The following is an 18566-nucleotide window of genomic DNA, read 5'->3' as shown; positions in this document are numbered from 1 at the left end:
CCGGGGCCGGCGCCGGCTGTGCCGCGTTCGGGACGGGCTGGGCGCCGCCGGGATTGGGCGCCGGGACGACCGCCGCCTTCTGCCTGACCTGCCCGGAATTCGGCATCAGCGCCTTGAGCAGGGCCAGCGGCAACTGCCCGAGCTTGGGCAGCGGAGCCCGGTCGTTGGCCCCGGCGGGCATGTGCCCGATCGGCCGGTTGAGCGGAGCGAGCCTGGACGGCTTGGGGATCTGGAAGGCCTGGTTCGGGAGGGGTTGCGCGGCCGCAGCAGCGCCTTCACAGGGTTCAGCCGATGCCGAGGGCGCTATACCGACGGCGACGACAAGTCCGATTGCGGCCGCCGCTGCCATCGTCGAAGCACCTCGAGGACGTCGCGACATGTCACACCTTCCCAATGCAGGGACGTCGACATGACGTCACAGTTGGCTGATGTGACGTTAGTGATCAATGTTGCCGATGTGACCGGTGATGTACCGATAGGTATCGTCCCGTGATCGTGTCGCAACCAGACCCGGCGTGTTGCCTTGCCACGCGCCACCGCGGCGACCTGGTATGGCGCTGGCTACGTTCAGCTCATCGTGATTCTCGCCGGTCTCGTCGCGCCGATCCGCCACGAAAGGCGTTGGCACCTGCACGCTTCACACAGAACTCTCAGCTGTTCATCGCCGTTCGCCCCGCCGGGCCTTGCCATCGTGGTTACGGTGGGAAGTGGTGGAACTATCGAACCGAGCGAGAGGGATCACCATGGCCGGAACATTCGATCCGAAAAAGGGCGGCAAGTTCGAGCCGACGACCAAGGCCAAGCCGCCGCCACCTCCGCGGCCCGGGGGCAACAAGAAGTAATTGAACGAAACTGCCCACGTGCGAGAGTTTTCGGCTCGCACATGGGCAGTTTCGTTTTGCCTGTCAGCTACAGACCTGCACCAGCCGGAACGGCCCGGTGGCACAGACCGACGGCGGACCATAGCCGCCATAACCCCAACCGGCCCCGTACGCGGGCGGCGGAGGTGGCGGCGGGCCCCACGGGCCGGGGCCGTAGCCCCACCCGGGGTGCTCGGCCCAACCGACTCCCGATCCGGCGACCGGCGCAGGGGCCGCATTGGCCACCCCCGTGCCGATCCCGAGTGCGGCCAGGCCCAGTGCGCCGGCCGCTGCGGCGCTGATGGCGATGACTTCAGCATCTTCCAACCCCTCTGAACTTGCAGAACCAGACTGTGGATCGCCCCGTCGGTCCAGAGTCAGCGGAAGCGGATGTTTTCCGGCTTCCACCAATTAGGTTAGCTCTGCTTATTAAGTCAGGGCTGTGCGGAGGCTTTGTATGTGGGTCGGCGCTGCAGCTCGGCCAGTCGCCGCTTCGACGCCGCCGACTGGATGACCTGCGGCCACCAGAACCACCTGCCCAGCAGCGCCGCGATCGCAGGCGTCATGAACGACCGCACGATGAGAGTGTCGAACAGCAGGCCGAGTGCGATGGTGGTGCCGACCTGTGCCATGACCTTGAGATCGCTGAATGCGAACGACGCCATGGTGAAGGCGAACACCAGGCCCGCCGAGGTCACCACCGAGCCGGTTCCCGCCATCGCCCGGATGATGCCGGTCTTCAGGCCACCGGACAGTTCTTCCTTGAACCGCGACACCAGCAGCAGGTTGTAGTCGGAACCCACCGCCAGTAGCAGGATGACCGACATCGCCAACACCATCCAGTGCAGTTCCAGCCCGAGAAGGTGCTGCCAGACGAGCACGGACAATCCGAATGACGCGCCGAGGGACAGCAGCACGGTACCGACGATCACCGCCGCCGCCACCGCACTGCGCGTGATGAGCAGCATGATGATGAAAATCAGTGATACTGCGGCGATTCCGGCGATCAGAAGGTCGTAGAACGATCCGTCCTTCATGTCCTTGTACGTGGCCGCGGTGCCGGCCAGATAGATCTTGGAACCTTCCAGCGGCGTGCCCTTGAGCGCTTCCTTGGCCGCCAGCTTGATCGGGTCGACATGGTTGACGCCTTCGGGCGTCGCGGGATCGCCCTCGTGGCTGATGATGAACCGCACCGACTTTCCGTCGGGAGAGATGAAGTTCTTCATGCCGCGCTTGAAGTCCTTGTTGTCGAAGGCTTCCGGCGGAAGATAGAACGTGTCGTCATTGCGGGCCTCATCGAAGGCCTTGCCCATGGCCGTCGAATTCTCCTGCATCGCGGCCATCTGATCCTGCTGACCGGCCTGCGTGGCCCGCTGCGTCAGCATCATCGTCTTCATGGACTTCATGGATTCGATCTGCTCGGGCATCAACGCGACCAACTGCGGCATCAACGTGTCCAGCCGCTCCAGCTCGGGCACCAACTCCTGAACGTCATCGGTCAGGGCGTCGATGCCGTCGAGGGTGTCGAAGATCGACCGAAGCGACCAGCACAGCGGGATGTCGGCGCAGTGCGGCTCCCAATAGAGGTAATTACGCAGCGGACGCAGCCAATCGTCGAAATCGCCGATGTTGTTGCGCAATTCGGCGATGTCGAGGGTCATCACCTTGGTCTTGGCCACCATCGAATGCGTGATGTCGGCCATCTGCTGGGTCAGCCGCGACATCTGCTCCATCGTGTCGATGGACTTCTGCATCTCATCGGCCTGAACCAGCATGTCGTCCATGCGGTCCTGCTGGTACTTCCGGTTCATCGTGTTCGTCGTGCCCTGCCGGCTGAGCAGGAACGGGATCGAGGTGTGCTCGATCGGGCGGCCGTTGGGCCGGGTGATCGCCTGCACCCGGGAGATACCGGGCACCCGCACGATGCTCTTGGCGATCTTGTCGATCACCAGGAAGTCCGCCGGGTTTCGCAGATCGTGGTCGGCCTCGACCATCAGCAGTTCGGGGTTCATCCGGGCGGCGCTGAAATGCCGTTCGGCCGCGGCATATCCGACGTTGGCAGGCAGGTCGGAGGGCAGGTACTTGCGGGCGTCGTAATTGGTCTTGTAACCCGGCAGCGTGAGCAGGCCGACAAGCGCCAGGCCCAACGTCGCGGCCAGGATCGGGCCCGGCCACCGCACCACGGCGATGCCGACGCGACGCCAGCCGCGGGACCGGATGCTGCGCTTGGGCTCGAAACGCCCGAACCGGCTGCCGATCACGATGATCGCCGGGCCCATCGTCAGCGCGGCGACGACCGCGACGAACGTGCCCACGGCACACGGCACACCCATGGTCTGGAAATACGGCAGGCGCGTGAAGCTGAGACACAACATGGCACCGGCAATGGTCATGCCGGAACCCAGGACCACATGAGAGGTGCCGCGGAACATCGTGTAGTACGCGGTTTCTCGGTCTTCGCCGGCCCCGCGCGCCTCTTGATAGCGACCGATCGCGAAAATCGCGTAGTCGGTGCCGGCCGCGATGACCATCAACGTCAAGAGGTTCACCGCGAAGGTCGACAGCCCGATGATGTCGGTGTAGGCCAGGAACGCAACGATGCCGCGGGCAGCGCCGAGCTCCATGAACACCATGACCAGCACCAGGATCATCGTGGCGACAGACCTGAAGACGAGCACGAGCATCACGGCGATCACCACGAGCGTGATGGTGGTGACCTTGGCGATGCTCTTGTCACCGGCGTGGTGCTGGTCGTTGATCAGCGGCGCGCCGCCGGTCACGTACACCTTGACCCCCGGCGGAGGCGACGACTGGTTGACGATGTCACGGACAGCGGTCACCGACTCGTTGGCCAGCGTCTCGCCCTGGTTGCCGCGCAGATAGACCTGGACGTAGGCCGACTTGCCATCGTTGCTCTGCGCGCCCGAGGCCGTCAGCGGGTCGCCCCAGAAGTCGGCGACGTGCTGCACATGTGCGGTGTCGGCCTCGAGCTTGTCGACGACGCCGTCGTAGTAGTGGTGCGCGTCGTCGCCGAGCGGCTGCTCGCCCTCCAGCACCACCATGGCGTTGCTGTCGGAATCGAACTCTTGGAAATTGGCGCCGATCTTGCGCATAGCGATCATCGCCGGGGCGTCATTGGCGCTCAGCCCGACGGTGTGCTCCTCACCGACCTTCTCCAGCGGCGGGACGAGGACATTCGTCAGGACGGTCAGGGCGATCCAGCCGAGCACGATGGGCACCGCCAGCACGCGGATGGCCCGGGCGATGCCCGACCTGTCCTGCGTGCCGCTGCTGTGGCTACTCATCGCGTGTGCTCCGGGGTGCGATCTTCCGCGCGTTCACGTGATGCCGTGGTCTGCACACAACCCGCCCCTTCGATCAGGCCACTGTCGCCTGGGTGGGACAGGTCGCAAGCGATACACATTCGCAAACGCGCGTAATATACCTAGCCTGTCAAAGTGTCGGTGTCAATAATCACTTTGCACGTCTACTGACAGCAATTTCACAGCTGGGGCGCAGCCGTCGTCGCGCGCTGCCTCACCCGCTCCCACGGCCAGGTCATCAGCGCCCACACGATCAGCACGATCGCGACCTCAGCCAGCAGATACACCGGCCACGGACCGAGCACGTCCAGCAGCGACGCCGTGGGGGGCTTCCGGTTGAGATAGCCGTAGTTGGCTCCCGTGACCGCGTTGAAGGCGAGGGTGAATGCCGCCCATCCCAGGGTCGCGATGACGGCGAAGCGGTAGTCGCGCCACCGCGGCCGCATACCTCTCCCCCACGTCAGATAGACGGCAGCCAACACGACCAGCACATGAAGCGTGAAGAAGGTGACGAAGAGGTGGTGGGGAAAGTCGGGAGCGCCCTCCTTCGGCGTACCGATATCGGGGGTGATCAATGCCTGCGAGCTCAGGACGAGGCCCCAGTAATAGGTGAGGACGAAGGCCCAATGCCGTTGCGACCACAAGGCATAGGCGGCCGCGAGTTCCGCGAGATCACACAGCTGCAGCGGCACCGAGGTGTCGATGGTGGGATCGACCAGCTTGTAGGCCAAGGCGACGACGAACGCCGCGATGAGCAGGACCGCCAGGACACGGCTCAGGATTCGGGCCTGCGATTCGGTCTGCCTGCGGCCGATCATCACCAGAAGCACGGCGCCCGTTGCGAACACCGCCAGCACGACCCAGTGCGACGGGCCGTACGCCGAAAACTCGCGCTGCGCAGAGAACAATTCGATCAACTCCCCCGTCTCGTCACACGCAGGAACCGTCATCCATGATCGCAGGCAAGTGGGGAAACTTCATTAACCTGCCTCAGGACACGATCGAATCGCCCTATACTCCTGCCGAACCTTGCGGTTGGCGGGAGTCGAGAATGGTCAGGCGCGCGGCGGCAACGGCTTTGAGGGAATACTCCCAGGGCGCAGCTTTTCGCGGGCTGCTGCTGCAGTTCGCCCTGCGGATTCTGTTGGTGGCGTTCATCTTCTTCGCGCTGTTCCTGCAACCGCCCGAAACCTACCGCTGGCCCTACGGACTGATCTGGATCGGCTACATCGCAGCGATCGCCTGTTGGGGCCTCTGGGCGATGCGGCCGGCCAATCATGCCGGAATCGAGGCCCGGCGTTCAGTTGCACTGCTCATGTTGTTCGCGGATGTCGCTGTGGTGTCGATACTTTCGGTGGAATCAGGCCTCAGCTCACCGAACACCTGGACCTCCGATGTGCTCCACTACGGGCTGTTCCTGATCCCACTGATCGCCGCGGCTCAGCTCGATCCCTTCGTGAGTGCGGTGATCGCCGTCCCCACCGTCGCCGCATACGTCGTCGTGCTCTGGGTAGACCAGGCCGCCAACGGCGACGAGCCGTGGGGTTCGATTCTCACCACGACGGGAGTGTTGTTCGGGTTGGCCGCGGGGTCGGTCACGCTGTCGTGGATCCAGCAGTCGAAAGAGCGGACGATCGTCCAGTTGGCCCAGGAACGAAGTCGACTGCTCGAGGAGATCGTCACTCTCGAAAAGCGCGAAAGGCAAACCCTGTCCGAGCGACTGCACGATGGGGCACTGCAGTATGTCCTGGCGTCGCGCCGGGAGATGGAAGAGGTTCGCGAAGGATCCGCCGAATCGATGGACCGCGTCGATCTGGCTCTCGGCGAGTGCTCCCGACTGCTTCGCGACGTGGTCCGTGAACTGCACCCCGAGGTGCTGGCGCGAGCCGGGCTCAGGGCCGCCATCACCTCACTTGCTGACGGCATCGCGGCCCGCACCAACCTGGCCGTCCACGTGGACTTCGACGACTGGCCCGATGACCTGCGAACCGACGCCGATCACCTGCTCTACAGCGCGGCGCGCGAGTTCTCGACGAATGCGATCAAGCACGCCAAGGCCGACAACTTGAGGTTCACCCTGCAGCGGTCCGAAGGTCGAGCCACGTTGTGCATCGCGGACGACGGCGTCGGCATCCAACCCGAGCGCCTCGCGCTGAGCGTCGAAACCGGTCACATCGGCTTCGCGTCGATTCGCGCCAAGGTGTTGGCCCTCGGCGGCGTGCTGGACGTCCACGATGCCCGCGGCACCGAGATCGCGATCTCCCTACCGTCGCAGACAGCGGTCTGAAACCGCTCAGACCCATCCGATTCCGGTGGGCGGCGAGGCAGGCGGCGGCGTCGACGAGCCGGACCCAGGCGGCTGCAAGCCGCCGTACCCGGGCGTCTCGGGGCGGTACCCCGGTTGCGGACCGTGCAGCGAGGTGTTGGGGTCAGTCCCCGGTGCCGACCCGTAGCCCGGGTACTGGCTGTAGCCCGGCGTCTCCGGTCCGTACCCGTAATCCGGCAGTGCCGGCCCGTATCCGGGCACCGCCTGACCCGAGCCGGCCAGCAACTTGGATGCGGCGAAAGCCGCCGCCTGGGTGGTGTACACGGGCACGTAGCCCTCGGTGTGTCCACTCCATTCGTTGCCCTGGCCCTCGTGACAGATCGGATCCATGGGGTTGCACAGGTCGACCGCCTTGGACCCGTACAGCGCGCTCTGGGTCGAGATCGATTGCTTGGTGCGGGTGCCCACGTCGCCGAAGGTGGTGATCGCCGCGACGTTGTCCGCGTATTGGGCCGGGAGCGAATCGCCCCAGGTGATGCCACCGAGCGGGTTGCCGGCCACGATGTTGATCACGCTCGCACCCTGCGAATAGCCGCCGAGGACGATCTTGGTGTCGGGGCAGGACGACAGCGTGGACTTGATGTGGGAAATCGCGTCCTTGGCGCCGTCACCACCGTGCAGCTGCAGCTTGCTGGCCTTGTAGTTCACCCCGTAGGAGGTGATGTTCATGCCGGCGGTCTGCTTGCGCAGCGAGTCGACGAAGGCGTCGCCGACCCGGCCCATACCGGCCGGCTCATCCGTGCCGCGCGCGAAGACCACCTCCGCATCGGCGCAGTCGGCGGCAGCCGCTATCGGCGGTGCGGAGAGTCCTACGAGTGGGATACCAGAGGTGAGAAGTGCAGCAGCGCCAAGCCCGACCCAGCGACCACCTGACCGCGCACTGCCCGTACCAGGGCTGTGTATGCGGCGAGAGAACATTCCTCAACCTAACCCGTATCCAGCAGGAATGAACATTCTTGCCGGGACGACTCGTAGGGGCGGCGCGGCGACGAGATGGTGACGGAAAAGAAAACAGGCCAGGGATTAGATCCCTGACCTGCATCTTTCCGGTGGAGCTGCCGGGAATTGAACCCGGGTCCTACGGCACTTCCTCGAGGCTTCTCCGTGCGCAGTTCGCTTTGCCTCTACTCGGATCTCTCAGTCACGCGAACAAGCCGAGATGACGATCCCAGTCGCTGTTTGATGTCCCCACGGATCCCGCGACCGAACCCGTGGGTGGGTCCCTCTAGCTGATGCCAGGGTCCGGGCCGAGGGCGCTCCCGGTCTGACAGACACGCAGTCGCTTAGGCAGCGAGTGCGTAGTCGCGCTGATTGGAATCGGCGCTTAATTGGTTGCAACGACGCTTACGGTGGTCTCTTGCCTGCACCGGCACGCTTCCCTTGATTCGATGCGCGAAGTCGAAACCGATCAGCCCCTCGCATCCCTGCCGAATCTCGGCAGGACAGTCAATGGTACGCCAGACCCAACGGCGAACGCCAAGCCATTATTCCGCGGCATTTTCGTGTCGCTCACGCCTGCCGAGCGACCGCCCAGGTACGGAAATTACGGCGCGTCGGCGTACAGACACGGTCGCTCGCGGTGCTCAGGACAAGCTGGCTCAGGACATGCCCTTGGCGCGGCGGCCCAACTCGCGGGTGATCTCCCGGTCGGCGTCGCGCTTGGCCAGGTCCTGGCGCTTGTCGTGGGCCTGCTTACCGCGGGCCAGCGCCAGCTCGACCTTGACCTTGCCGTCGGAGAAGTACATCGACAACGGCACCAGCGTGAGGTTGCCGTCGCGGATCTTGCCGATGAGGTTGTCGATCTCCTTGCGGTGCAACAGCAGTTTGCGGTTGCGCCGCGGCGCGTGGTTGGTCCAGGTGCCGTGGTGGTACTCGGCGATGTGCACGTTGCGCAGCCAGATCTCGCCGTCGTCGACGGTGGCGAACGCGTCGGCCAGTGAGGCCTGGCCTTCGCGCAGGCTCTTGACCTCGGTGCCCATCAACGCGATACCCGCTTCATAGGTATCGAGAATCATGTAGTTGTGCCGCGCCTTGCGATTGCTGGCCACAATCTGCTTATTGCCGGCGGGGCTGGACTTCTTGGTCGCCACTAGTTCACGACTACCTTCGTATGTAGAGCCGCAGCGTCACATACGCGGTGATGCCGGACATCGCCAGGCCGAGGAACAGCATCCACGGTGCGCTGAAGTAGAGCACGTCAGCGTAGTCGACCCGGGCAATCAAATTCGACTGATAAAACTGGTCGAGCGCCTTCTCCAGGAATACCGCTCGCACCACGATCAGCCCGACGATCGCGATCACCACACCGATCAGGGCCGCGATCATCGCTTCGACGAGGAACGGCAACTGGGTGTACCAGCGGGTCGCGCCGACCAGGCGCATGATGCCGATCTCGTTGCGCCGCGTATAGGCAGCCACCTGAACCATGTTGGCGATCAACAGCACCGCGCCGATCGCCTGCACCAGCGCCACCGCGAAGGCGACGCTGCTGAGGCCGTCGAGCACCGCGAACAATCGGTCGATCAGGTCCTTCTGGTTGAGCACGTTGAGCACACCGGGCTGACCCTGCATCGCCTTGTCGAACGCCTCGTGCTGCTCGGGGTCGTTGAGCTTGACGATGAACGACGCCGGGAACGCGTCCTTGCCCGCGACATCCTTGTACTGCGGGAACTTCTTGATCGCGTCGTCGTAGGCCTGCTCGCGGTTGAGGAAGCTCAGCGAGCGCACGTCGTCGCGGTCGTCGATCATGCGGTACAGCGCCTTGCACGCTTCTTCGTCGCAGTTGGGATCGTTGGCCGAGATGTCGTCGGTCAGGAACACCTGGCTCTCGACGCGGTCCAGGTAGATGTCGCGGGACTGGTCGGCCAGCCGCACCACCAGCAGACCGCCACCGAACAACCCGATCGAGATCGCGGTGGTCAGGATCATCGCCACAGTCATCGTGACGTTGCGACGAAGTCCGGTCAGAACTTCATTGACAAGAAAGCCGAAGCGCACTTAGCGATCCATTCCGTAGACGCCGCGCTGCTCATCACGGATCAGCCGGCCGAGTTCGAGTTCGACGACCCGCTGGCGCATGGAGTCGACGATGTGATGGTCGTGGGTGGCCATCAGCACCGTGGTTCCGGTGCGGTTGATCCGTTCCAGCAGATCCATGATGTCCTTGCTGGTCTCGGGATCCAAGTTTCCGGTGGGCTCGTCGGCGATCAGGACCAGCGGGCGGTTGACGAAGGCCCGCGCGATAGCGACACGCTGCTGCTCGCCACCGGACAGTTCGCTCGGCAGCCGGTTGGCCTTGCCGGACAGGCCGACCATCTCCAACACGTCCGGGACCACCCGGTTGATCACCTCGCCGCGCTTGCCGATCACCTCAAGGGCGAACGCCACGTTCTCGAACACCGTCTTCTGCTGCAGCAGCCGGAAGTCCTGGAACACGCAGCCGATGACCTGGCGCAGGCTCGGGACGTGCCGGCCGGGGAGCTTGTTGACGTGGAACTTGGACACCCGGATGTCACCCGAGGTGGGCGTCTCGGCTGCCAGCAGCAGCCGCATGAACGTCGACTTGCCCGAACCCGAGGGACCGATCAGGAAGACGAACTCACCCTTGTCGATTTTCAACGAGACGTCGTCGAGCGCTGGGCGCGCCGAAGACTTGTAGTGCTTCGTCACGTGGTCGAGGGTGATCATCACGGCACGCCAGTGTAGCGGGGCGAGAACATCGGGCTGGTCAGGCTATCGCGGCAATGTCGGCGCCACCGGCTCCATGCCCGGTTGCTGCTGCTCGACCGTCGGACTGGGAGGCGCCCCCGGGAGCACCGGCAACGTGATGGGCGGAAGCAGTCCGGGACCGTCCGGATCGAACACCGTCGTCCGCGGAGCACCCGGCGGCGGCGTCGTGGTCGGACTCGTCGGCGCACCGGGAGTGGTGGTCTCGGTGGTCTCCGGCGTCTCGGTCGGCGTCGTGGTCGTCGGGATCGTGGTCTCGGTGGTCTCCGGGGTCTCGGGCGGCGTCGTGGTGCGGGGCGCCTGCACCTTGGTGCGCGGCACCCAGGTGTAGTCGGGATCGGGCACGAATCCGGGCGGCACCACCTGGGTGTCGGGCGACTGCGGTGCGGGCTGCTGCGGCCGGTACTCCTGCTGCACCCACGACAGCGCGATGAACACGATGAGCAGCACCACCGTGGACGTGCGAATCCGGCCGACACGGCTGTGCCAGAACTTGGTGACGGCATCGGTCACCCGGGTGAAGTCGAGTTTCACTTCTTCGGCTCCTGGGCCGGCGGTGTCGCGACCGTCTCAGCGACCGCGGCCGGGTGGATGACGTCTCCCGCCGCGGCGACCGATGCGTCGGACGACGTCACCACACCCGCGCGGCGCAGCGCTCGCACCACCCGTACCCGCAACCGTCTGCCCACGTCGAACTGTTTGCCCGGCAAGGTCCGGGCGACCATCCGCAGGTTCACGGTGTCCAGCCCGATGCTCTCGACGCCCATCAGCTGGGGCTTGTCGAGCAGCAGCTTGGACAGCTCGCCGTCTTCGGCGGCCTTTTCGGCCACCTCGTTGAGCACGTCGTTGACCACGTTGAGGTCGGCACTGACCGGGACCGGGATGTCGACGACCGCCCGCGCCCAGTCCTTGGACAGGTTCAGCGCCTTGACGATCTGCCCGTTGGGCACGGTGTACATCTCGCCCTCGGATGACCGCAGCTTGGTGACGCGCAGCGTGACGTCCTCGACCGTGCCCTCCGCCTCGTTGGCGGCAGCGATCGTCAGCCTGACGAGGTCACCGAAGCCGTACTGCTTCTCGGTGATGATGAAGAAGCCGGCGAGCAGGTCCTGGACGATGCGCTGCGCACCGAAACCGAGCGCGGCGCCGAGCACCGCGGCCGGGGCGACCAGGGAGGCGACCGGCACCTGGAGGGCATCGGTGACCTCGACGAGCACGATGATGAACAGGACTGCCACCGACACCCACGAGATCACCGAGGCGACGGCCTGCCGGTGCTTGGCACTCTCCGAGCGCACCAGCGCGTCGCTTTCCTGATACTCGGCGTCGATCCGGCGCACGACGCGCTGCGCGGCCCAGTTGATGAAGCGCGCCGCGAGCAGGCCGCCGATGAGCAGCAGGGCGATGTGCAGCCCGGTGGTCAGGATCCATACGCCGATCTCGCCGTGCCAGAAATCGTGCCAGCGTTCGGCGAGGGGAAGGGCTAGCACTGTATTAGTCGTCGTCATCTTTTCTGTTGCGCCATCTGATCCCTGCTTCCAGGAATCCGTCGATGTCTCCGTCCAGCACCGTGGCCGGGTTTCCGACCTCGTACTCGGTGCGCAGATCCTTCACCATCTGATAGGGGTGCAGAACATAGGACCGCATCTGGTTACCCCACGAGCTGCCACCGTCGCCCTTCAGCGCATCCATCTCGGCGCGCTCTTCCAATCGCTTGCGCTCCAGCAGCCGTGCCTGAAGCACGCGCATGGCCGCGACCTTGTTCTGCAGCTGGGACTTCTCGTTCTGACAGGTCACCACGATACCGGTGGGGATGTGGGTGAGCCGGACAGCGGAGTCGGTGGTGTTCACCGACTGCCCGCCGGGACCGCTGGAGCGGTACACGTCGACGCGCAGATCCCCTTCGGGAATGTCGATGTGGTCGGTGGTTTCCACGACGGGGAGCACCTCGACGTCGGCGAACGACGTCTGGCGCCGGCTCTGATTGTCGAACGGGCTGATCCGGACCAGCCGGTGCGTGCCCTGCTCGACCGAGAGGGTGCCGTAGGCGAACGGGGCGTGCACGGCGAAGGTCGCGCTCTTGATCCCGGCTTCCTCGGCGTAGGACGTGTCGAACACCTCGACCGGGTAGTCGTGCTTCTCGGCCCATCGGATGTACATCCGCATCAGCATCTCGGCCCAGTCCGCGGCGTCGACGCCACCGGCGCCGGAGCGGATCGTCACGACGGCCTCGCGCTCGTCGTACTCACCCGAGAGCAGGGTGCGGACCTCGAGGGTCTCGATCTCCTCGCGAAGCTTGGCGAGCTCGGCGTCGGCCTCGGCCAGCTCGTCCTCACCGCCTTCTTCGGCAGCGAGTTCGAACAGCACCGGCAGGTCGTCGACGCGCTGACGCAGGTCCTGCACCCGGCGCATCTCGCTCTGCGCATGCGAGAGCTCACTGGTGACTTTCTGGGCGCGCGACTGGTCGTCCCAGAGCTTCGGATCGGAGGCCTGCTGCTCGAGCATGTCGATCCGCTGGCGCAGGCCATCGATGTCGAGCACCCGCTCCACGGTCGTCAGGGTGGTGTCGAGTGCGGCTACGGCTGCTTGGCGGTCTGGATCCACGAATGTTCAGGGTACCCGGCGGCATTTCGGCGGCAGTTCTCTCCGACTGGCGGCACCGCAGACGATCTGTGTTTAGCATCGGGTGGTACCCGTCACAGCACGCAGTTGAGTCGGGCTGTGACGGCTTTTCCGCTCTAAGAAGGCAGGGTATGCGCCCATATCATGTAGCGATCGTCGGCTCCGGCCCCTCGGGATTCTTTGCTGCCGCATCGCTGCTCAAGTTCGCCGATTTGCCCGACTCCGATCGCGACGTGCGAGTCGACATGCTCGAAATGCTGCCGACCCCGTGGGGGTTGGTGCGTTCGGGCGTGGCGCCCGACCACCCCAAGATCAAGTCGATCAGCGCGCAGTTCGACAAGACCGCGGCCGATGCCCGGTTCCGGTTCTTCGGCAACATCAAGGTCGGCGAGCACATCACTCCGGCCGAGCTGGCGCAGCGCTATGACTCGGTGGTCTATGCCATCGGTGCGCAATCCGACCGGGCGCTGCACATCCCCGGGGAAGAGTTGCCCGGCAGCGTCGCCGCGGTGGATTTCGTCGGCTGGTACAACGCCCATCCCCATTTCGACGGCATGGCACCCGATCTGGCGGGCGGACGCGCGGTGGTGGTCGGCAACGGCAACGTCGCCCTGGACGTGGCCCGCATCCTGGTCAGCGACCCACAGGCCCTGGCCAACACCGATATCGCCGACCACGCGCTGGCCTCACTGGACACCCGCGGGGTGGAAGAGGTCGTCGTGATCGGGCGCCGCGGACCGTTGCAGGCGACGTTCACCACGCTGGAACTCCGCGAACTCGGCGACCTCGAGGGGCTGGGCGACGTCGACGTCATCCTCGACCCGGCCGATTTCGACGGCATCACCGACGAAGACCTCGAGGCGGCAGGCAAGACCGTCAAGCAGAACATCAGGGTGCTGCGCAAGTACGTCGATGAGCAGCCACGAGAAGCCAAGCGGCGCATCGTGTTCCGCTTCTGCACCTCCCCCATCGAATTGCGCGGCGAGGATCGTGTCGAGTCGATTGTGCTGGGCCGCAACGAACTTGTCCGTGACGCGGACGGCCGTGTGGTGGCCAAGGACACCGGCGACCGCGAAGAGCTACCCGTCCAGCTGGTGGTGCGGGCGGTCGGTTATCGGGGCGTGCCCACACCGGGGCTGCCGTTCGACGAACGCTCCGGCACCATTCCGCACACCGGCGGACGCATCGACGGCAGCAGCAACGAATACGTGGTCGGCTGGATCAAGCGGGGACCGTCCGGCGTGATCGGCAGCAACAAGAAGGACTCCCAGGACACCGTCGACACCTTGCTGGAAGACCTTCGGGCCGGCGGAGTCGACGAGCGTGGCTCCGACTACGACCGCGAACTGGCCGAATGGCTGCTGGAACACCAGCCCGCCCTCGTCACCGGCGACCACTGGCAGCTGATCGACGCGCATGAGCGCGCCGCAGGCGAATCGGTGGGGCGCCCCCGGGTGAAGCTGGCGAGCGTGGCCGAGCTGCTCCGGATCGCGCACGCCTGATCAGGCCGGCGGCGGTCCGTCCGGCGGCGGCTCCGCGGGCGCGAACGCCCATTTGTCCGGGTTGCTCGGCGAGTAGACGACCGGGAACAGGGTTCCCATGGCCGGCCAGTTGTTCACGTCGACGGCCATCCGCTGATACACGACGTGCTCGTTGACCGTCGGTCCGGTGATGACGCCGGTGATGGTGACGTACTGCTCCCCCGTCGCGTCCGGACGCGGGCTCACCCCGGTCACAAGCAGGGTGCCGTGCGCCAGTTCACCGCGAATTCCCCGGCGCCGCATGATCCGTGGCGCCAGTAGCAGCACCAGAGCACCCACGAGCAACAGGAGTATGCCGAATTCCCACACGAGGCCATGGTAGGACTGCAGCCATGAGTTCCGTCGCGGATGACATGGCATTGGCCCTCGAACTGGCCGACCAGGCCGACGCACTGACCATGGACCGCTTCGGCGCCCTGGATCTGCACATCGAGACCAAACCCGATCTGACCCCGGTCACCGACGCCGACCGTGGCGCCGAGGAAGCTCTGCGCGCCTCACTGGCGGCGGCCCGTCCGGACGACACGGTGTTCGGCGAAGAGTTCGGCGGGACAACGACTTTGACCGGTCGCCAGTGGGTGATCGACCCGATCGACGGAACCAAGAACTTCGTCCGCGGTGTCCCGGTGTGGTGCACGCTGATCGCACTGCTCGACGACGGCGTCCCGACGATCGGGGTGGTCAGTGCGCCGGCCCTGGCGCGGCGGTGGTGGGCCGGACTGGGTCAGGGCGCGTTCGGCTCGTTCGCCGGGGCGACCCGCAAGTTGTCGGTGTCGGGCGTCACGGACCTCGCGTCGGCAAGCCTGTCGTACTCGGACCTGACGACGGGGTGGGAGCACCGTCGCGACCGCTTCGTGGAACTCACCGACGCGGTGTGGCGGGTACGCGCCTACGGCGACTTCTGGTCGTACTGCATGGTCGCCGAGGGCGCGGTCGACATCGCCTGCGAGCCCGAGGTGAAACTGTGGGACATCGCCCCCCTCGACATCCTCATCCGCGAGGCCGGCGGCACCTTCACCAGCATCGACGGCGCCGAGGGCCCGCACGGCGGCAGTGCGCTGGCCACCAACGGGCCGCTCCACGCCGCCGTGCTGGACCGGCTCGCCGGCAACTGAGCTCACGGCTGAATGACGACCCGGCCACGTACGCCGCCCTTGGCGAGCGTCCGGTGGGCATCGGCCGCCTGATCCAACGGCAGCACGGAATGCACCCGGGCCGGCAGCTGCCCGGACACCGTACGGGCCAGGAGGTCGGCAAGCCGGGTGCCGTCGGGGTGGGCCACCACGGCCGTGACGGCGATGCCGCGTTCGGTCGGCAACTGGGAACTCGGCTGCACTCCGACGAATCGCCCGCCGTCGCGGACCAGCGCGAGCGCCGCCTGCTGCATCGCACCGGCGTCCGCGACCGCGTCCCACCCCGGCTCGGCATCGGCGGTGAAGTCTGCTCCGAGGCTGCGGACAAACTCCTCGTCATGTTCGCGGGCCAGACCGGTCACCTCCCAGCCGCGCTCCTGGGCGAGCACGATGAGGTAACCCCCGACCGCGCCGGCTGCACCGGTGACCAGCAGGCGGCGACCATCGGCGGGCGCGTCGCCGAGCAGATCGAGGATCTGGGCTGCGGTCAATCCGTTGAGCGGCACCGTCGATGCGGCGATCGAGCCCAGCCCGTCGGGCACGACAGCGACGTCGGCGGCGGACACCACCAGGTACTCGGCATAGGTGCCGTAGTCCCGGTCGAATCCGGCCACCACCCCGGCGACCCGCGTGCCCACGGCCAGATCCACACCAGGACCGGCAGACTCGACGGTGCCCGCGAAATCCCAGCCGAGCCCGGTCCAGTTCGGCTGGTCCACCAGCCCGAGATCGTGGAAGACGCCGGCGACCACAGCGAGGTCGACTGGGTTGACCGTGGCCGCTGCGACCTTCACCCGGACCTGGCCGGGACCTGGTTCGACCATGGGGGCATCGACGATCTCGATCGAGTCCGGTCCGCCCGGGGTACGGACAACCGCGGTGCGAAACGTGGCAACAGACATGAAAATTCACTCCTTTTAGAACCTTGTGGTGAACTGCTCTCCTGCTCCACGATGGAGGGGTAACTCTCCAATGGGAAGTACGCACTCGGAAGTGCGTAACTCACCCGGATCGAACGGAGCAGACGTGCCGACCACAACCGCGGCCCAGAAGCGGGCACGAGCAAAGCTGGAATACGACGCCTTCCTGGCGAACTGCCCCAGCCGCCAGCTGCTCGACCGGATCAGCGACAAGTGGGTAGCGCTGATCCTGGCGGCCCTCGGTGGCGACGGTCCGCGCCCCGGGGTCGGCGACGCCGGCGAACCGCACCCCATGCGCTACTCCGAACTCTCGCGGCGCCTCGCCGGAGTCAGCCAGAAGATGCTCACCCAGACGCTGCGCTCCCTCGAACGCGACGGGTTGCTCACCCGGACGGTTACCCCGAGCGTGCCGGTCACCGTCACGTACGAGCTCACCGACCTGGGCTTATCTCTGCACCAGGTGATGATCGGGATCAAGTCGTGGGCCGAGGCCCACATGGACGAGGTGCGCGCGAACCGCGAGCAGCACGACCGGCTTTCGGTGCCGGAACCCTGATCCAGACGGTGTGAAGTTGGTAACAGATGCCGTACCTTACTCCGGAGTAAGATACGGTCAGATGCGTCGCCACGACCAGCAGAGGCAGCTGACATGACCAACACCCTGCCGTCCAAGAACGGCACCCCCTCCCGTCCCTCCAGCTCCGGCCAGCAAAGTGCTGTCGGACTGCACAAGCACAAGCGGACAGCGACCGACATCGGGTTGGCGCTGATCACGCCCATCGTCGGCCAGGAATTTTTGGACCGCTACGGCCTGCGCGATCCGCTCAATCGCGGCCTGAAATACGGTGTGAAGCAGGTGTTTTCCGCCGCAGGCGCAGCCACCCGGCAGTTCCAGCGGGTCCAGGGCCTGGGCAAGGCGCCGACCCGGCTGAAGGCCAGCGGGGCCGACTACTTCGACCTGACCCCCGACGAAGACCAGCAGATGATCGTCGAGACGGTCAGGGAGTTCGCCGAGGAGATCCTGCGCCCCGCAGCGCACGACGCCGACGAAGCCGCGGCCTACCCCGCGGACCTCATCGCCAAGGCCGCTGAACTGGGCATCACCGCCGTGAACGTCCCCGAGGACTTCGACGGCATCGCCGAACACCGCAGCACCGTGACCAACGCGCTCGTCGCGGAAGCACTGGCCTACGGCGACATGGGCCTGGCCCTGCCGATCCTGGCGCCCGGTGGCGTCGCCGCGGCGCTCACCCACTGGGGCAGCGCCGACCAGCAGGCCACCTACCTCAAGGAATTCGCCGGCGAGAACGTGCCGCAGGCCTGCGTGGCCATCGCAGAACCGCACGCCCTGTTCGACCCCACCGCGCTCAAGACCACCGCGGTACGCACCCCCAGCGGCTACCGCCTGTCCGGCGTCAAGTCGCTGGTTCCGGCCGCCGCCGATGCCGAATTGTTCATCGTGGCAGCACAGTTGAACGGCAAGCCGGCATTGTTCATCGTCGAGGCCTCGTCGCCGGGCCTCACGGTCAAGGCCGACCCGAGCATGGGCATCCGTGCCGCCGCCCTCGGCCAGGTCGAGCTCGACAACGTGGCGGTGCCCCTGGCCAACCGGCTGGGCGAGGACGGCGCCACCGACCAGGACTACAGCGAGGCGATCGCGTTGTCCCGGCTGGGCTGGGCCGCGCTGGCCGTCGGCACCTCGCACGCGGTGCTCGACTACGTCATCCCCTACATCAAGGAGCGCCAGGCATTCGGCGAGCCGATCGCCCACCGTCAGTCGGTGGCGTTCATGGCCGCCAACATCGCCATCGAGCTCGACGGCCTGCGGCTGATTACCTGGCGCGGCGCCGCCCGCGCCGAGCAGGGCCTGCCGTTCGCCCGTGAGGCCGCACTCGCGCGCAAGCTCGGCACCGACAAGGGCATGCAGATCGGCCTGGACGGCGTGCAGCTGCTCGGCGGTCACGGTTACACCAAGGAGCACCCGGTCGAGCGCTGGTACCGCGATCTGCGGGCCATCGGCGTCGCCGAGGGTGTCGTCGTTATCTAGCCCGGTGTCATTACTCTTCCTGAGCTGAAAGACTAATCATGGCAATCAATCTGGAAATGCCCCGCAAG

17 protein-coding genes, 1 other RNA gene and 1 pseudogene are annotated in these 18566 nt (G+C 65.9%); 5 read left to right on the top strand and 14 right to left on the bottom strand.

All coding sequences use genetic code 11. The features are described 5' to 3' along the window. The 4 genes and pseudogenes from TX88_RS35090 to TX88_RS11950 all read right to left on the bottom strand — a co-directional run. Positions 1 to 349: pseudogene (locus TX88_RS35090) on the bottom strand (DUF4185 domain-containing protein); the annotation flags it as partial. A gap of 556 nt (positions 350 to 905) precedes the next feature. Then, the gene (locus tag TX88_RS11960; RefSeq protein WP_044517011.1) at positions 906 to 1187 is read right to left on the bottom strand and encodes a hypothetical protein; all 282 of its coding nucleotides are present in this window, start codon (positions 1185 to 1187) and stop codon (positions 906 to 908) included. A 107-nt stretch (positions 1188 to 1294) separates the two neighbouring features. Continuing rightward, positions 1295 to 4165: an MMPL/RND family transporter gene (locus TX88_RS11955; protein ID WP_044517009.1), complete on the bottom strand. Its 2871-nt coding sequence runs from the start codon at positions 4163 to 4165 to the stop codon at positions 1295 to 1297. Between the two features lie 197 nt (positions 4166 to 4362). Beyond that, positions 4363 to 5133, bottom strand: a complete 771-nt coding sequence (locus TX88_RS11950) for a YwaF family protein (protein ID WP_409365859.1) — start codon at positions 5131 to 5133, stop codon at positions 4363 to 4365. Between the two features lie 101 nt (positions 5134 to 5234). Between TX88_RS11950 and TX88_RS11945 the strand changes: the two genes are divergently transcribed. After that, a complete protein-coding gene (locus tag TX88_RS11945; RefSeq protein WP_044517008.1) occupies positions 5235 to 6470 on the top strand; it encodes a sensor histidine kinase in 1236 nt (411 codons plus the stop codon). 6 nt (positions 6471 to 6476) lie between these two features. Here the strand turns inward: TX88_RS11945 and TX88_RS11940 are convergent, their stop codons facing one another. The 8 genes from TX88_RS11940 to prfB all read right to left on the bottom strand — a co-directional run bounded on the left by TX88_RS11940 (position 6477) and on the right by prfB (position 12839). Next, positions 6477 to 7427: a cutinase family protein gene (locus tag TX88_RS11940; protein WP_044517006.1), complete on the bottom strand. Its 951-nt coding sequence runs from the start codon at positions 7425 to 7427 to the stop codon at positions 6477 to 6479. Positions 7428 to 7556: 129 nt separating this feature from the next. Beyond that, positions 7557 to 7925, bottom strand: a transfer-messenger RNA (tmRNA) gene (gene ssrA / locus TX88_RS33305). 182 nt (positions 7926 to 8107) lie between these two features. Continuing rightward, positions 8108 to 8599 carry an SsrA-binding protein SmpB gene (gene smpB, locus TX88_RS11935; protein WP_044517004.1) on the bottom strand — a complete coding sequence of 164 codons (492 nt, stop codon included), beginning with the start codon at positions 8597 to 8599 and terminating at the stop codon, positions 8108 to 8110. 10 nt (positions 8600 to 8609) lie between these two features. After that, positions 8610 to 9506 carry a permease-like cell division protein FtsX gene (ftsX, locus tag TX88_RS11930; RefSeq protein ID WP_044517002.1) on the bottom strand — a complete coding sequence of 299 codons (897 nt, stop codon included), beginning with the start codon at positions 9504 to 9506 and terminating at the stop codon, positions 8610 to 8612. Next, positions 9507 to 10196 carry a cell division ATP-binding protein FtsE gene (ftsE, locus tag TX88_RS11925; protein ID WP_044517000.1) on the bottom strand — a complete coding sequence of 230 codons (690 nt, stop codon included), beginning with the start codon at positions 10194 to 10196 and terminating at the stop codon, positions 9507 to 9509. Between the two features lie 45 nt (positions 10197 to 10241). After that, on the bottom strand, positions 10242 to 10769 hold the full coding sequence (locus TX88_RS11920; RefSeq protein ID WP_044516998.1) for an Rv3103c family proline-rich protein: 528 nt from the start codon (positions 10767 to 10769) through the stop codon (positions 10242 to 10244). Next, on the bottom strand, positions 10766 to 11743 hold the full coding sequence (locus TX88_RS11915; RefSeq protein ID WP_044516996.1) for a mechanosensitive ion channel family protein: 978 nt from the start codon (positions 11741 to 11743) through the stop codon (positions 10766 to 10768). The genes TX88_RS11920 and TX88_RS11915 overlap by 4 nt, the downstream gene beginning before the upstream one ends. Continuing rightward, on the bottom strand, positions 11730 to 12839 hold the full coding sequence (gene prfB / locus TX88_RS11910) for a peptide chain release factor 2 (protein ID WP_044516995.1): 1110 nt from the start codon (positions 12837 to 12839) through the stop codon (positions 11730 to 11732). Before prfB ends, TX88_RS11915 begins: the two co-directional genes overlap by 14 nt. Before the next feature lie 149 nt (positions 12840 to 12988). Between prfB and TX88_RS11905 the strand changes: the two genes are divergently transcribed. Continuing rightward, complete coding sequence (locus TX88_RS11905; protein WP_044516993.1) at positions 12989 to 14359, top strand: FAD-dependent oxidoreductase; 1371 nt, start codon at positions 12989 to 12991, stop codon at positions 14357 to 14359. Here the strand turns inward: TX88_RS11905 and TX88_RS11900 are convergent, their stop codons facing one another. Further along, positions 14360 to 14707, bottom strand: coding sequence for a hypothetical protein (locus tag TX88_RS11900; RefSeq protein WP_044516991.1), 348 nt, complete (start codon positions 14705 to 14707; stop codon positions 14360 to 14362). Positions 14708 to 14730: 23 nt separating this feature from the next. Here TX88_RS11900 and hisN point away from each other — a divergent pair, with 23 nt between their 5' ends. Continuing rightward, positions 14731 to 15513: a histidinol-phosphatase gene (gene hisN / locus TX88_RS11895; RefSeq protein ID WP_044516990.1), complete on the top strand. Its 783-nt coding sequence runs from the start codon at positions 14731 to 14733 to the stop codon at positions 15511 to 15513. A 2-nt stretch (positions 15514 to 15515) separates the two neighbouring features. Here the strand turns inward: hisN and TX88_RS11890 are convergent, their stop codons facing one another. Beyond that, positions 15516 to 16433, bottom strand: a complete 918-nt coding sequence (locus tag TX88_RS11890) for an NADP-dependent oxidoreductase (protein ID WP_044516988.1) — start codon at positions 16431 to 16433, stop codon at positions 15516 to 15518. A 124-nt stretch (positions 16434 to 16557) separates the two neighbouring features. On the opposite strand from TX88_RS11890, the gene TX88_RS11885 reads away from it, so the two are divergent. Continuing rightward, complete coding sequence (locus tag TX88_RS11885) at positions 16558 to 17007, top strand: winged helix-turn-helix transcriptional regulator (protein ID WP_044516987.1); 450 nt, start codon at positions 16558 to 16560, stop codon at positions 17005 to 17007. A 93-nt stretch (positions 17008 to 17100) separates the two neighbouring features. Next, positions 17101 to 18498, top strand: a complete 1398-nt coding sequence (locus tag TX88_RS11880) for an acyl-CoA dehydrogenase family protein (protein WP_044516985.1) — start codon at positions 17101 to 17103, stop codon at positions 18496 to 18498. Positions 18499 to 18566 lie beyond the last annotated feature (68 nt).

Source organism: Mycolicibacterium septicum DSM 44393, assembly GCF_000455325.1.
GTDB lineage: Bacteria > Actinomycetota > Actinomycetes > Mycobacteriales > Mycobacteriaceae > Mycobacterium > Mycobacterium septicum.
The sequence above is the reverse complement of the archived record's forward strand: the minus strand, read 5'-3'. Positions and strand labels throughout refer to the sequence as shown.

Bases quoted from the DNA above. Each gene is read 5' to 3' on its own strand.
- TX88_RS11940 (WP_044517006.1), bottom strand. From the start codon at position 7,427: ATGTTCTCTCGCCGCATACACAGCCCTGGTACGGGCAGTGCGCGGTCA.
- TX88_RS11950 (WP_409365859.1), bottom strand. From the start codon at position 5,133: ATGACGGTTCCTGCGTGTGACGAGACGGGGGAGTTGATCGAATTGTTC.
- TX88_RS11955 (WP_044517009.1), bottom strand. From the start codon at position 4,165: ATGAGTAGCCACAGCAGCGGCACGCAGGACAGGTCGGGCATCGCCCGG.
- TX88_RS11945 (WP_044517008.1), top strand. From the start codon at position 5,235: ATGGTCAGGCGCGCGGCGGCAACGGCTTTGAGGGAATACTCCCAGGGC.
- TX88_RS11890 (WP_044516988.1), bottom strand. From the start codon at position 16,433: ATGTCTGTTGCCACGTTTCGCACCGCGGTTGTCCGTACCCCGGGCGGA.
- TX88_RS11915 (WP_044516996.1), bottom strand. From the start codon at position 11,743: ATGACGACGACTAATACAGTGCTAGCCCTTCCCCTCGCCGAACGCTGG.
- ftsE (WP_044517000.1), bottom strand. From the start codon at position 10,196: ATGATCACCCTCGACCACGTGACGAAGCACTACAAGTCTTCGGCGCGC.
- TX88_RS11880 (WP_044516985.1), top strand. From the start codon at position 17,101: ATGACCAACACCCTGCCGTCCAAGAACGGCACCCCCTCCCGTCCCTCC.
- hisN (WP_044516990.1), top strand. From the start codon at position 14,731: ATGAGTTCCGTCGCGGATGACATGGCATTGGCCCTCGAACTGGCCGAC.
- TX88_RS11905 (WP_044516993.1), top strand. From the start codon at position 12,989: ATGCGCCCATATCATGTAGCGATCGTCGGCTCCGGCCCCTCGGGATTC.